The sequence below is a fragment of the Sphingomonas sp. PP-F2F-G114-C0414 genome (assembly GCF_003688595.1).
In the GTDB taxonomy this organism is placed as follows: Bacteria; Pseudomonadota; Alphaproteobacteria; order Sphingomonadales; family Sphingomonadaceae; genus Sphingomonas.
In genome coordinates this window covers 72,941-86,502 of sequence record NZ_RCWT01000013.1, presented here as the reverse complement: position 1 = coordinate 86,502, position 13,562 = coordinate 72,941, and the positions used below count along the sequence as shown (strand labels likewise).

Genomic DNA, 13,562 nt, shown 5'->3' with positions numbered 1-13,562 from the left:
GCGGTAATCGCTGCCCTCCCCCTCCGTCTGGCAAGAGCCAGACACCTCCCCCTGGCGGGGGAGGATTAATCGGTTCAGCCCTCGAGACTCTTGGACGCCTGCTCGAACAGGTCCTTCGACAGCCCCGGCGTCGACACGATCCGCTCCAGTTCCGCGCGCATCAACCCGGCGCGCGCCGCATCGAACCGGCGCCAGCGGCCAAGCGGCGGGAGGAGTTTCGCCGCGGTCTGTGGGTTTAGGCGGTCGAGCGCGATCAGCTGGTCGGCGAGGAACCGGTAGCCACTGCCGTCGGCATTGTTGAACGCCCGCTGGTTCGCGCCGAACGCGCCAATCAGCGATCGCGCGCGGTTGGGGTTGGTCAGTGTGAAGTCGGCATGGTCGGCGAGCCCCGCGACGATCGCGCCGGTATCGTCGCGCGACGACTGCGCCTGCGCCTGGAACCACTTGTCGAGCACCAGCGGGTTGTCGCAATATTGGCTGTAGAAGATGTCGAGCGCGGTGCTGCGGATCTCGGACGCGCTGCTGACCAGCGTCGTCAGCGCGCCCATCCGGTCGGTCATGTTGTCCGCCGAATCGAACTGCGCGAAGGCGAGGTCCGCCGCATCCGCCGCGCCGCTGGCCGCTATATAGCCGAGTGCGACGGTTCGCAGGCGACGCAGGCCCTTGCCCTCCGGCGTATAGGCGTAGGATTGGCCCTCACCCCGCGCATACGCCTGCCGCCATTGCGCCTCCAGCCGCGTGCCAAGATCGCGGCGCAGCGCGTCGCGCGCGCGGAAGATCGCGTCGGGATCTACGACGGCCAACTGGTCGCCGATGAAGCTCTCCGACGGCAGCAACACCGCCTCCGCGACGAAGGCGAGATCGAGATCGGTGTCGGCGAGCGTGTTCGCGACCGCGGCGATGACGCCCTCGTGATCCGCATGCCTGCCCGCCGACGCGACCAGCGTGTCGAGCATCAATTGCTGCATCGCCTCGTAGCGCGCGAACGGATCGTCGTCGTGCGCGCTGAGGAAAGCAAGGTCGGCGGCGGTGCGGTCGCTCTCGACCACAACCGGGGCGGAGAAACCGCGGTTGATCGACAGTACCGGGCGCTCGGCGAGGCCTTCGAATTCGATCGTGTCGAGCGTGTCGTCGAACAGGACGAGCCGCTCGTCGGTCAGAGCCGCGCCCGACTCGGCACCGAACAGCTTCACCCGCAGCGGCAGCACCATCGGCGACTTCACCGGCTGGCCGGGCGTCGCGGGTACCTGCTGTGCGAGGCGCAGGGTCGCGCGGTCGCCGTCGTGCGACAGGCTTGCCGAAACCCGCGGCGTGCCCGCCTGCGAATACCAGAGGCGGAACTGGGTGAGGTCGACCTTGCCGCCCTTCTCCATAGAGGTGACGAAATCCTCGCAGGTCGCGGCGGTGCCGTCGTACCGGTCGAAATACAGGTCGGTGCCGGCGCGGAAGCCCTGCGGTCCGAGGATCGCGGCCATCATCCGGATCAGCTCGGCGCCCTTGTTGTAGATCGTCGCGGTGTAAAAGTTGGAGATCTCCTGGTAGGATTCGGGGCGCACGGGGTGCGCGAGCGGGCCGGAATCCTCGGGGAATTGCGACGCGCGCAGGCCGCGGACGTCCTCGATCCGCTTGACCGCGCGCGAACCCTGATCGGCGGAGAAGCCCTGGTCGCGATAGACCGTAAAGCCTTCCTTCAACGACAGCTGGAACCAGTCGCGGCAGGTGATCCGGTTGCCCGACCAGTTATGGAAATATTCGTGCGCGACGACCGCGGCGATCGCGTCGTAATCGTAGTCGGTCGCGGTATCCGGATCGGCCAGGATGTAACGCGAGTTGAAGATGTTGAGGCCCTTGTTCTCCATCGCGCCGAAGTTGAAATCGTCGACTGCGACGATGTTGAACACGTCGAGATCATACTCGCGGCCATAGGTCGTCTCGTCCCACGCCATCGCGAGTTCGAGCGCCTTCAACGCGTGGTCGGTCTTGGGGAGGTCGGCCTCGCGCACCCAGATGCCGAGCGATACCTCGCGGTCCGACATGGTCGTGAAGCTGCTGCGGTTCACCGCGAGATCGCCGGCGACTAGTGCAAACAAATAGGACGGCTTGGGGAAGGGGTCGTGCCAGGTTGCCCAGTGGCGGCCATCGTCGAGATTGCCCTGCGCGACCGGATCGCCGTTCGCGAGCAGCACGGGGAAGTGCTTTTTGTCCGCGGCCATCCGCACCGAATAGATGCTGAGCACGTCGGGCCGATCGGGGAAGTAGGTAATGCGCCGGAAGCCTTCCGCCTCGCACTGCGTGCAGAGATTGCCGCCCGAGGCGTAGAGCCCCATCAGCTGCGTGTTGCGATCGGGGGCGATCTCGACCTGAGTCTCGACGACATGCGCGGCGCCGGTGAGGGGAATGACGAGCTGTTCGCCGTCGATCCGCCAGTCGTTGATCGCGACGCCGTCGACCGTGACCGACAGCGGCTTCTGGCCCGCGCCGTCGAGCCGCAACGGTGCGGCGTGATCGCCGTTGCGCGTAACCGACAATGTTGCCGTTACGCGGGTGGTGGAGGGATCGAGGTCGAAGTCCAGTTTCGTCTCGGGGACCAGCCACTCGGGCGGGGTATAGTCCTCGCGGCGAATGACGAGCGGGTGGGCGAGACTGTTCTGGATATCGAGCATATGCTTGCGAATATAGGGCCGTGGCCGCCTATCGCCAGCCAAAGCTTGGGGCCGCGCGGTTCGATCACTTGCACCTCCCCGGCGAAGGCCGGGGTCCAGTTGGAGAGGTTGTAGTAACGGAACGCAGCCTGCGTCAGCACCGTTTCCCAACTGGACCCCGGCCTCCGCCGGGGTGGTACTTCTCTGCGGAGAAGGTCTTTGCTCCATGCCCCAAAGCTTGCGCGGGTGACGGTGGATGCTACGCCGCTGCAACACGTTCCCTTTGCAAGGATTTCCGGATGTATCGTCCTGTCGGCGCGCTCGCGATGCTCGCGCTTTCTACCTCTGCCCTTGCTCAGACTGCGCCCCAAGCTGCCCCCGCGCTGGCTCCGGTGACCGCCCCGAATACGGCCGAGGTGAACGCGAAGCTCGCCGCACCGCTGCCGGCGGATCAGGCGGCGATGAAGGCGCATGTGCTGTTCCTCGCGTCGGATGCGATGAAGGGTCGCGAGGCCGGCAGCCCCGAGTTCGACATCGCCGCGCAATATGTCGCCGCGCAATTCTATGCCGCGGGGCTGCGTCCCGGTGGGGATGCCGGCGGCTATCTCCAGGCGATGCCGCTGGTCAGCTACAAGGCGGCGAGCAAGGGCGATTTCGTCTGGACCGGTCGCGGGCCTGCGCAGCCGCTCGTGTTCGGTGAGGATTACGTGCCCGCGGCGAACGGCGCGAAGGCGGAGACGAGCGTTTCGGCGCCCGTCGTGTTCGTCGGCTACGGCATCGACGCGCCGCAATATGGCCAGGACGATTACAAGGGCGTCGACGTGCGCGGCAAGATCGTAGCGTATTTCGGCGGATCGCCCGCGCGGTTCGGCGGCGAGGAGCGCGCGTTCTTTGGCTCGGGCGGCACGAAGGCAGCGATCGCGCAGGCCAAGGGCGCGGTCGGCGTGATCACGCTGGAAAGCCCGCGCTCGGCAAAGGTGCGGACCTTCGGCAAGCTGGCCGACTCCTATGCGACGCCGCGGATGACATGGGCGAACCCCGACGGTACCGGCAAGGTCGATGCACCTGGCGCGCCGTCGCTCGGCACGGTCAGCATGGTCGGCGCGGCCAAGCTGTTCGCGGGTGCGAAGACGCCGTGGAGCCGAGTCGCCAAGCAGGCGGCAGGCGACAACGCGAAGTTCAAGGCGGTGCCGCTGGTCGGTACGCTGACCGTCGCGACCAAGACGAGCTTCGTGCCCGCCGCGAGCAGCAACGTCGTCGGCGTGATCCCGGGCAGCGATCCGGTGGTCGGCAAGGAGGTCGTCGTGCTGTCGGCACATCTCGATCACATCGGCATCACCAAGCCGGTGAAGGGCGATGCGCTCAACAATGGCGCGCTCGACAACGCGATCGGCATCGCCAGCCTCATCGAGGAGGCCAAGCGCTTCACGGCCAGCGGGCAGGCGCCGAAGCGTACGATCATGTTCCTCGCGGTCACTGGCGAGGAGAAGGGGCTGGTCGGCAGCGATTACTTCACCAATCACCCGACGGTGCCGTTGACCTCGATCGTCGCGGACGTGAACCTCGACATGCCGATCCTGACCTACAAATTCGAGGACATGGTGGTGTTCGGCGCCGAGCGCTCGACGATCGGTCCGATCGTCCAGAAGGCGGTCGCGGCGATCGGTGTCGGCCTGTCGCCCGACCCGATGCCGGAGGAGGGAATCTTCGTTCGGTCGGATCACTTCCGCTTCGTCCAGAAGGGGATCCCGTCGGTGTTCCTGTGGCCGGGTCAGAAGGGGCCGGGCAAGGCCGCGGTCGCGTATTTCATGGCGAACAACTACCACAAGCCGTCGGACGACCTGACGCAGCCGATCCTGTGGGATCAGGGCGTGCGGTTCGTCGACGCGAACTACCGGATCGCGCGCGAGATCGCCGACGGGGCGCAGCGGCCGGTGTGGAATGCCGGCGATTATTTCGCGACTTTGTATAAGGGGCCGATGGCGTCCACCGGAGCGAGGAACTGATCGTATGAGCCGGCTGCTGATCTTCGGTCTGGGGTACACCGCGTCGCGTCTTGCTGAGCGTCTCGAGGGAGAGGGCTGGCATGTCGTTGGCACGACGCGCGACGGGCGGGGTGATACGCTCCGGTTCGACGATGTCGATGCGGTGACGGCGGAGATCGCAGCGGCGACGCATATCCTGTCGTCGGTGCCGCCCGAGCATGAGGCGGACCCGGTGCTCGGGCGCTACGGCTCGCTGTTGCTGCGGACGCGCGCGTGGCTCGGCTATCTGTCGTCGACCGGCGTGTACGGCGATGCGCAGGGCGCGTGGGTCGACGAGACTGCGCCGATCGGTGGCGGTCGCAGGAGTGCACGGGCGGCGGCGGATGCGGACTGGTTGGCGATCGGTGCGCGGACGTTTCGGTTGCCGGGGATCTATGGTCCGGGTCGCTCGCCGCTCGACCGGGTGCGGCAGGGCAAGGCGCACCGGATCGAGCAACCCGGCCAGGTGTTCAGTCGCGCGCATGTCGACGATATCGTCTCGGGCGTGATCGCCGGGTTCGATGCGCCGGCGGGGGCGTATAATCTGGCGGACGACGTGCCCGCGTCGCAGAACGACGTGGTGGCGTTCGCGGCGATGTTGCTCGGGATGCCTGCGCCGCCGTTCGTGACGCTCGAGGAGCTCTCGGCGATGGGGCGCGGGTTTTATAACGAGAACCGGCGGGTCGCGAACGGCAAGGCGAAGCGGGTGCTCGGCTGGACGCCCGCCTGGCCGGACTACCGCGCCGGTCTGCGTGCGCTGAGTGCGATGACGAGTCCAATGCCCGACAGGATCGCGCCGGCGACGGCCAGCGTCGACCAGTGATAGCGCTCGAAGATCGTCGATAGCAGCATCGCGATCACCGGCACGATCACGCCCGAATAGGCCGCCTTGGCCGGACCGATCGCGCGGATGACGTTGAAATAGAGCGGGAAGGCGAGCGCCGACGCGAACACGCCGAGATAGAGGATGCCCGCGACATAGCCGAAGCGCGGCTCGAACACGGGTGGCCCGGTGGTGATCCAGGCGAACGCCGCGTCGAGGCTCGCGCCGATCAGCATCGCCATCGCGAGCGTCGGTGCCATCAGATAGCGCTTGGCGAACGCGCTGCCCTGGATGACGTTGGCGACCGACGCGGCCATCACGCCGCACAGCGTCAGGACGATGCCGATCGTCGCCGAGCGCGGTCCGTGCGGATCGACTCGCGCCTCGTTGACGAACAACAACGCGACCCCCGCCATCGCCACCGCGCACCCGACCATCAGCTGGCGACCGAGGCGTTGCTTGAGGAAGATGCGACCGAAGATCGCGTTGGGGACGAGCAGCAGCGCGAACACCACCGCGACGAGGCCCGACGTCACATAATGCTCGGCGCGGTAGACGAAGTTGAAGTTGAATGTGAACAGCGCGATGCCGATCACCGCCGCGAACGCGTAGCCGCGTGCGTCGAACCTGAAGCTCTCGCGCTTGATGCTGGCGTAGATCGCCATCGCGATGCCGGCGACGAGGAAGCGGTAGCTGATCGACCAGCTCGGCGGCACCACCGATATCTGGTCGCGGATGACGAGCCAGGTCGAGCCCCAGATCAGCGTGACGATGCCAAACGGAATCAGTACCCCGGCCCGCGTGGACTGTGGTGGGTCGGTGGGGCCGGTCACAGCTCGCGGAGGGCGTCGGCGAGGAGGCCGACTGCGTCCGCAGGGCTGTCCCATGCGGTGACGAGGCGGATTTCGCCAGCGGCCCAGTCGTAGAAGTCGAAGCCTTTTGCGCGGAGGGCTGCGGCTTCTTCCGGCGTGGCGCGGAGGAACACTTCGTTCGCTTCGACCGGGTGGACGAGGCGGTCACCGGCGGCGGCGGCTAGCTTCGTCGCGCCGTCGTTGGCGGCCTTGGCATTGGCGAGCCAGAGGTCGTCGTCGAGCATGGCGAGGATCTGCGCGGCGAGATACCGCCCCTTCGACAACAGAAGGCCTGCGCGCTTGCGGCGGTATTGCGTGACGGCGGCGAGGTCGGGCTTGAAGAAGATCAGTGCCTCCGCGCTCATCGCGCCGTTCTTGACGAAGCCGAAGCTCAGCGCGTCGACGCCGGCGCGCCACGTCATGTCGGCGGGGGAGCAGCCGGCCCGCGCCATCGCGTTGGCGAAGCGTGCGCCGTCCATGTGGAAGCCTAATCCGCGCTCCTTCGCCAGCGCGCCGATTTCCGAGACTTCGTGCGGTTGGTAGACGCGGCCATATTCGGTGGCGTTGGTGATCGAGATCGCGTGCGGTTGGACGCGGTGGACGTCGTCGGGGATCGCGTCGAGGACGGTGCGGATGGTGTCGGGGGTGAGCTTTGCAGCCTCGCCGTCGGCGAGGAACAGCTTGGCGCCGTGCGTGTAGAATTCGGGCGCGCCGCCCTCGTCGTTCTGGATGTGCGCGTCGCGGTGGCAGACGATGCCGCCGTGCGGCGGGCAAAGCGCTGCGAGTGCGAGGCAGTTGGCGGCGGTGCCGGTCGGGACCCAGAGGACGGCGACGTCGGTTTCGAACAGCGCGGACAGGCGGCCGTCGAGCTGCTGGCTCCAGGCGTCGCCGGCATAGGCGGTGTCGAGCGTGTCGGCGGCGGCGATCGCGGCCATGACCTGCGGGTGGATCCTGGCGGCGTTGTCGGAGAAGAAGCGCATGGGTGAGACATGCTGCGATGCGGTGGTGGCGTCAACGGGGGGCTTCGGCCGCTCGGACGTTAGCGACCGCTTTCTTGTTCTCCCGCGAAGGCGGGAGCCCAGTCTGGGTCCCCGCCTTCGCGGGGAAACAAGCTGTCTTGCGGGCGGAGTCCTACTGCCCCTCGTCGTAACCCGGCTTTTCCTCTGGTGGCCGGCGATCGTCGCGGGGGGGCGGGCCTTCCTGGCGGTCGCGGCGGGAGGGGCCGACGGAGATGGTGCCGTCCTCGCCCATCTTCAGGTTGAAGCCCATCCCCTCGATCTCGCCGCCCAGAGGCAAAATAGAGTTGTCCTGGTCTTCCGCCGGCAGTGCGTCAGGATCGACTTCCTCCACCGCCGGAGCCGGCGCGGCGATCGGGGCGATGCCCAGCGCGCTCTGCATGAAGTCGCGCCAGATCCGTGCGGGGATGCCGCCGCCCGACAGGCCGGGGTTCGACGAATTGTCGTCGTTGCCGACCCACACGCCGACCACCAGATCGCGCGCGAAGCCAACGAACAGCGCGTCCTTGTTGTCGGACGTCGTGCCGGTCTTACCGAACGCGTCGACCGTCAGGTTCGCGCCGCGCCCTGTGCCCGTGCGGATCGAGGCCGCCAGCAGGTCGAGCATCTCGTCGTGGATCTTCGACGGCATCTCGGTCGCGCCGCCGGTCAGCGACTGGTACCAGCCCTTCTCGCGCACGTCGGCGAGGCCGCGCGGCTGGACCGGATATTGCTCGCGCGCGATTGCGGCATAGGCGGCGGTCAGTTCGAGCAGCGACACGGTCGAGGTGCCGAGGCCGATAGTGGCCTCGCTAGGGATCGGCGTCGAGATGCCGAGGTCGCGCGCCGCCTTGATCACCGCCTTGACGCCGACCTGTTGCGTGAGTCGCGCAGCCGCCACGTTGGACGAGCGCGCGAATGCCTGGCGCAGCGTGATCGTCCCCTGATAGCGGCCGTCGCTGTTCTTCGGGGTCCAGTCGCCGATCGTCACCGGGCGGTCCTCGATCGTCGAATCGGGAGTGAGGCCCTGGCGCATCGCGGCGAGGTAGACGAACAGCTTGAAGGTCGAGCCGGGCTGGCGGCGGGCCTGCGTCGCGCGGTTGAACGGGCTTTTCGCGTAGTTCTTGCCGCCTATCATCGCGACGACGCGACCATCGGGACGCATCGCCACCAGCGCGACTTGCGCTTGCCTAAGACCTGCCCGCGCCACGGTGCGTTCGGCGGCGCGTTGCAGGCGTGGATCGAGGGTGGTTTGTACGGTGGTCTCCGTTTTGACCTCGCCCGCCTGGTCGCGCGCTTCGGGGAGGATCCAATCGGCGAAATAGGTGCCGTTGGGGAGCTGCGACGGGCGGCTGCCGAGTACGCGCTGCGGCTGGACCGCGTCGCCCTCCGCCTTCGTGAGGAAGCCCGCGTCGACCATCGCGCCGACCACGACCGCCTCGCGCTTGCGCGCCCCTTCGAGGTTGGAGGTCGGGGCGAGGCGTGAGGGTGCCTTGACCAAGCCGGCGAGCATCGCCGCCTGGCCGACGTTGAGCTTGTCGGGGGTGCGGCCGAAATAATGCTTGGCGGCCGCGCTGATCCCGTAGGTGTTGTCGCCGAAATAGACGTTCGAAAGATAGCGCGAGAGGATTTCGTTCTTCGACAGCCATGCTTCGAGCCAGAACGCGATCATCGCCTCGCGGATTTTCCGCGTCGCGGTGCGGTCCGAATCGAGGAAGGCGTTCTTCGCGAGCTGCTGCGTGATCGTCGAGCCGCCCTGGCGGACGCCACCCGAGCCCATGTTCGCCCATGCCGCGCGCGCGATGCCGCGCGGGTCGACGCCCCAGTGCGAATAGAAGCGCCGGTCCTCGATCGCGAGGAACGCCTGCGTGACGTGCGGCGGGAGCTTCGAGGCGTCGACCGACTTGCCGATGATCGCGCCGCGTCGCGCGATCGGCGTGCCGTCGTCCGCGGTCAGCGTGATCGAGGGCGGAGTCGGCGGCTGGAGCGACTTCGACAGCGGCGCGGTGATCGCCAGCCAGATGATCGCGATCACCAGCAGGACGATGCCGATCCCCGCTCCGCGCAGGATCCAGCGACCGATCGGACGCTTGCGCCGCGGCACGCGGGCGGTGGCGTAGGGCGCCGCATCGCGGTCGTCATATGACCCGGACTCGTCACTATCGCGCTCGGCTTCGTATTTCTGGCGCAGGCGTTCGCGTTCGGTGATCAGTCGCTCGCGCTCATAGGCATAGGGCTCGCGGTCGCCGCGCGAACTGGAACGGTCGGGGTCGAAGGGATCGGGGCGCATCGGATCGTTCCAGGTCGGCCAAGCGGCGGACTTTAGTGTGTTATCGTTCTATGACAGCTCGGGCAAGCCTATGCGCATGCCTAACGTGTACCGGGGCTTAGCGACAGCGTCCGTGGTGTTCGCAGCGCGAGAACCGGTCGAAGCCCTGTTGTCATCGCGCGGCGAAACGGGGAAGAGCGTGTCGATGACGTTCGAACAGGATGAAACCGTGGCCGCTTCCGACACTCTCCCCCTCGTCGTTGGCATCGGCGGCACGATCGGCGGCGTCTCGTCGACCGAGCGTGCACTCTGCATCGCGCTCGATGCGGTCGAGAAGCAGGGCTATCGCACGCAGATGTTCGGCGGCGCCGACATGGCGCGGCTGCCGCTCTACGATCCCAAAGCGACGACGCGCACCGCGGACGAACGCGCGTTCGTCGACGCCGTACGCGGCGCATCGGCGGTGATCATCGCCAGCCCGGGCTATCATGGCAGCATCTCGGGCGTGGTGAAGAACGCGCTCGACCTGCTCGAGGAAACCGCGCGCGACGAACGCCCGTATCTGGCGGACATGCCGGTCGGGCTGATCGCCACGGCGTATGGCTGGCAGGCGACCGGCAGCACGATCGCGGCGCTGCGCTCGATCGTCCACGCGCTGCGCGGGTGGCCGACGCCGTTCGCGGCCGCGATCAACACGCAGGTGACGAAGTTCGACGACGAAGGCGGCGCGAACGATCCCGCCGTGATCGAGCAATTGTGTTTGGTCGGGCGTCAGGTGGCGCGGTTCGCGCCGTTGTCCGAGCCGGCGAACTAACAGGTTCGCGCTATCGTCCGTTCGTCCTGAGCGCAGTCGAAGGGCATGCCCCAAGCGAGGGTGCTTCGACTTCGCTCAGCACGAACGCGGTAGGGGAGTTCTGAGGCGTCGTACCCTTTACCGCACCGCCGCGCGGAGGGTGGCGCGGACGCCGGTGTGGGTCGGGTCGTATTCGACGATCGACTGCAGGCTCTGCGCCATCGCGCGGATCAGCTTCGTGCCTAGCCCGGTGCCGCGCGGCGTCGCGTCCTCGGGGATGCCGCAGCCATCGTCCTCGACCGCGAGCAGGAAGACGTCGTCGTCGATCCGGCGGAGCGCCACGCGGACTTCGCCGCCGCTGTTGGGGTAGGCGTATTTGCACGCGTTGGTGACGAGTTCGGTGACGATCACGCCGAGCGACACCGCGCGGTCGGTGGGCAGGCGGATCGGCTCGGCGGCGAGGCTGAGCGCGCGGGGGAGCGCCTCGGTCGACCAGGTCTCGGCCAGTTCGTCGACCAGCGCCCCGAGGTATTCCTGCATGTCGACGCTCTCGACGTCGTTGCTCGTGTAGAGCCGGCGGTGGACCTGCGCGATCGCCTGGATGCGGCGCTGGGTATCCTCCAATGCTTCTCGCGCGGACGGGTCGGTGAGCGCGGTTGCCTGGAGGCGGACCATCGCCGAGACGAGTTGCAGCGAGTTGGCGACGCGGTGGTTCACCTCGCCGAGCAACGCCTCTAGCCGCGCGTTGCTCGCCCGGAGGTCGGCCTCGGCAGACGCCTTTTCCTGTTCGAGCAGGGCACGCGCGCGGACCTGTTCGAAGGAGGCGGCGAGCAGGTCGAAGAAATCCTCGCCGATGGTCTTCACGACGTAATCGGCGGCACCCGCTTTCAGTGCGGCGACCGCGATGCGGCCTTCCTCGGAGCCGGTGACGTACACGACGGGGGGCGGATCGGGCAGGCGGCGGAGTGCTTCGAGGGTTTCGAGGCCGTCCATGCCGGGCATGTAATGGTCGACCGCGATCAGGTCGAAGCGCTGGGCAGCGGCCTTCACGACGCCTTCCGCCCCCGTCTCGGCGACGGTCATCCGGTAGCCGCGGCGCTCCAGCGCACGCGCCGCCAGCCGCCGGATCCCGGCGTCGTCGTCGATGTAGAGGACCCGCGTTTCGCTCACTCGGCTTCGGGGACCTGGATCACCGACAGGAACAGCCCGAGCTGGCGGATCGCCTGCGCGAAACTCTCATAGTTGACCGGCTTGGTGATGTAGACGTTGCAGCCGAGATCGTAGCAGCGCTCGATCTCGACCCTGTCGTCGGTGGTGGTGAGCACGACGACCGGCGTGCGGCGCAGCGGGCTGCCCTCCGCCTTGATCCGCGCCAGGATGTCGGTGCCGCTCATGTCGGGCAGGTTGAGATCGAGCAGGATCATCGCCGGGCCGCTTTTCGCGGGGCCATCGGCGGCGTTGAACAGGAAGTCGAGCGCGGTGGTGCCGTCGGTGAAGTGACGGATATCGTTCAGGATTCCGGCGCGGCGTATGTTCTTCTCGATGAGGCGGGCATGACCCTCGTCATCCTCGATCATCACGATGCCGACGGTCTTGTGATCGTTCATGCTGCGTCCTGGATGGTCATGTGGGTCGGCAGGTTGAGCCGGAAGGTCGCGCCGTCGCCGAGCGTCGACTGCACGTCGATCGTGCCGCCCAGACGATAGGCGAGTGCGCGGACATGCGCGAGTCCGATGCCTTCGCCCGGCTGGTCCTGCGCGCCAGAGCGGCGGAACAGGTCGAACACGCGCTGGTGATCGCGCGGATCGATGCCGCGGCCGTTGTCGACCACCGACAGGATGACGCGGCCGCGTTCGGTATGGCCCTTGACCGTGATCTCGCCGGGGCGGCCGGGTTTCAGGTATTTGGTCGCGTTCTCGATCAGGTTCGACAGGATCTGTTCGAGCGCGAGGCGATCGGTGACGATGGCCGGCATCGGCCGCTCGACTCGCACCACCGCACCGCGATCGTCGACGATGTGCTGCATCGCGCCGACGATCGTGTCGACCAGTTGCGCAGGGTCGATATGCTCGGGGGCGATCGTCCGGCGGCCTTCGCGCGCGAGCTTGAGGATGGCGTTGATCAGCCGGTCCATCTTCTGCGTCGAGGTGCGGATGAAGCCGATCGCCTCGGGCAGGTCCTCGCGCGCCGCCAACCGCGCGTCTTCCGTCAGGATGTGCGGTGCCTCGGCTTCGGCGCGATCGACGAGTTCGGCGAGCGGCCCCGCGGCGGTAGCGAGTTCGGCGGTGAAGCCCATCACGTTGACCAAGGGCGAGCGCAGATCGTGGCTGACGATATAGGCGAAGCGCTGGATCTCCTCGTTCGCGCGGCTGAGGTCGGCGGTGCGTTCCACGACCTGCTCCTCAAGCGTCTCGTTGAGGGTGCGCAGGCTGTCGCGCGAGGCGGCGAGGTCGGCGGTGTAGCGGCGGATCAGCAGGACCGCGAGGATCGCGACGACCAATAGCAGTGCCGCGGCGAGGCCGGCGACCAAGAGGAACAGCGCGCTGGTGCGTTGCTGGCGTTCGGTGCGGATCGCGAGCAGGCGAACCTCGTCGGCGGCCATCGCCTGGAGGCGGTATCGGATGCCGCGCATCAACGGCACGCTGGCATCGACCGCGAACCGGCGCTGCGCCTCCGCGATCCGACCCGTGGCGACCAAGGTCATCGACTGCGTCCGGAGCGCGCGCAACTGGACGAAGCGCGGCTCGATCAGCGCGAGGCGCGCGATCTGGTTGGGGTTGTCGCACGTCAGATGGCGCAGCTTGCGGATCGAGGGCACGAGATTGCCCGCGGTGCGCGCATAGGCGGTCGCGAACAACGGCTTGCCGGCAAGGATATAGCCGCGCCGCGCGGTCTCGGACTGCTCCATCTGGATCTGGAGCGTCGCGACGGCCTGGCGGACGTCCTGCGTGTGCAGGATCTCAGCGGTATAGGTGTGGTTGCGGACGGTGATCCAGCCGATCGCGATCGCCGCGGCGGCCAGCGCGATGAAGCCGAGCGTCATGAACGCGACCAGCCACCGTGCAACCCGCCCCTCCGACGACGGTAATTTCAAGCGTACGCGGACCATAGGGGGTGGGGTGTAGGCGGGCGGAGGTCGTTACGCCAGCGATACTGACGCGTCCG

At 67.5% G+C, this 13,562-nt stretch carries 10 protein-coding genes; 3 read left to right on the top strand and 7 right to left on the bottom strand.

The genetic code is table 11. The features are described 5' to 3' along the window. Positions 1-74: 74 nt before the first annotated feature. Positions 75-2,663: an aminopeptidase N gene (gene pepN, locus C8J47_RS14935; RefSeq protein WP_121886343.1), complete on the bottom strand. Its 2,589-nt coding sequence runs from the start codon at positions 2,661-2,663 to the stop codon at positions 75-77. Between the two features lie 278 nt (positions 2,664-2,941). Here pepN and C8J47_RS14930 point away from each other — a divergent pair, with 278 nt between their 5' ends. Together C8J47_RS14930 and C8J47_RS14925 are read left to right on the top strand one after the other, a co-directional pair. After that, entirely contained in the window at positions 2,942-4,648 is a 1,707-nt protein-coding gene (locus tag C8J47_RS14930) for a M28 family metallopeptidase (RefSeq protein WP_121886342.1), read from the top strand. Positions 4,649-4,652: 4 nt separating this feature from the next. Then, complete coding sequence (locus tag C8J47_RS14925) at positions 4,653-5,489, top strand: NAD(P)-dependent oxidoreductase (RefSeq protein WP_121886341.1); 837 nt, start codon at positions 4,653-4,655, stop codon at positions 5,487-5,489. Here C8J47_RS14925 and C8J47_RS14920 read toward each other — a convergent pair. The 3 genes from C8J47_RS14920 to C8J47_RS14910 form a co-directional block, all read right to left on the bottom strand. Next, positions 5,402-6,322, bottom strand: coding sequence for a DMT family transporter (locus tag C8J47_RS14920; RefSeq protein WP_259467582.1), 921 nt, complete (start codon positions 6,320-6,322; stop codon positions 5,402-5,404). The genes C8J47_RS14925 and C8J47_RS14920 overlap by 88 nt on opposite strands. Further along, positions 6,319-7,320: a low specificity L-threonine aldolase gene (locus tag C8J47_RS14915; protein ID WP_121886339.1), complete on the bottom strand. Its 1,002-nt coding sequence runs from the start codon at positions 7,318-7,320 to the stop codon at positions 6,319-6,321. Before C8J47_RS14915 ends, C8J47_RS14920 begins: the two co-directional genes overlap by 4 nt. 151 nt (positions 7,321-7,471) lie before the next feature. Beyond that, the gene (locus tag C8J47_RS14910; RefSeq protein ID WP_121886338.1) at positions 7,472-9,625 is read right to left on the bottom strand and encodes a transglycosylase domain-containing protein; all 2,154 of its coding nucleotides are present in this window, start codon (positions 9,623-9,625) and stop codon (positions 7,472-7,474) included. Positions 9,626-9,809: 184 nt separating this feature from the next. On the opposite strand from C8J47_RS14910, the gene C8J47_RS14905 reads away from it, so the two are divergent. Continuing rightward, complete coding sequence (locus C8J47_RS14905) at positions 9,810-10,418, top strand: NADPH-dependent FMN reductase (protein ID WP_121886513.1); 609 nt, start codon at positions 9,810-9,812, stop codon at positions 10,416-10,418. Between the two features lie 117 nt (positions 10,419-10,535). On the opposite strand, the gene C8J47_RS14900 is transcribed toward C8J47_RS14905, so the two are convergent. The 3 genes from C8J47_RS14900 to C8J47_RS14890 are packed head-to-tail and all read right to left on the bottom strand — an operon-like array spanning position 10,536 to position 13,506. Then, positions 10,536-11,567: a sensor histidine kinase gene (locus tag C8J47_RS14900; protein WP_121886337.1), complete on the bottom strand. Its 1,032-nt coding sequence runs from the start codon at positions 11,565-11,567 to the stop codon at positions 10,536-10,538. After that, positions 11,564-12,004, bottom strand: coding sequence for a response regulator (locus C8J47_RS14895; protein ID WP_121886336.1), 441 nt, complete (start codon positions 12,002-12,004; stop codon positions 11,564-11,566). Before C8J47_RS14895 ends, C8J47_RS14900 begins: the two co-directional genes overlap by 4 nt. Continuing rightward, positions 12,001-13,506 (bottom strand): ATP-binding protein, encoded by a 1,506-nt coding sequence (locus tag C8J47_RS14890; protein ID WP_121886335.1) that lies wholly within the window; start codon positions 13,504-13,506, stop codon positions 12,001-12,003. The genes C8J47_RS14895 and C8J47_RS14890 overlap by 4 nt, the downstream gene beginning before the upstream one ends. Positions 13,507-13,562 lie beyond the last annotated feature (56 nt).

Bases quoted from the DNA above. Each gene is read 5' to 3' on its own strand.
- pepN (WP_121886343.1), bottom strand. From the start codon at position 2,663: ATGCTCGATATCCAGAACAGTCTCGCCCACCCGCTCGTCATTCGCCGC.
- C8J47_RS14930 (WP_121886342.1), top strand. From the start codon at position 2,942: ATGTATCGTCCTGTCGGCGCGCTCGCGATGCTCGCGCTTTCTACCTCT.
- C8J47_RS14925 (WP_121886341.1), top strand. From the start codon at position 4,653: ATGAGCCGGCTGCTGATCTTCGGTCTGGGGTACACCGCGTCGCGTCTT.
- C8J47_RS14915 (WP_121886339.1), bottom strand. From the start codon at position 7,320: ATGCGCTTCTTCTCCGACAACGCCGCCAGGATCCACCCGCAGGTCATG.
- C8J47_RS14910 (WP_121886338.1), bottom strand. From the start codon at position 9,625: ATGCGCCCCGATCCCTTCGACCCCGACCGTTCCAGTTCGCGCGGCGAC.
- C8J47_RS14905 (WP_121886513.1), top strand. From the start codon at position 9,810: ATGACGTTCGAACAGGATGAAACCGTGGCCGCTTCCGACACTCTCCCC.
- C8J47_RS14895 (WP_121886336.1), bottom strand. From the start codon at position 12,004: ATGAACGATCACAAGACCGTCGGCATCGTGATGATCGAGGATGACGAG.
- C8J47_RS14890 (WP_121886335.1), bottom strand. From the start codon at position 13,506: ATGGTCCGCGTACGCTTGAAATTACCGTCGTCGGAGGGGCGGGTTGCA.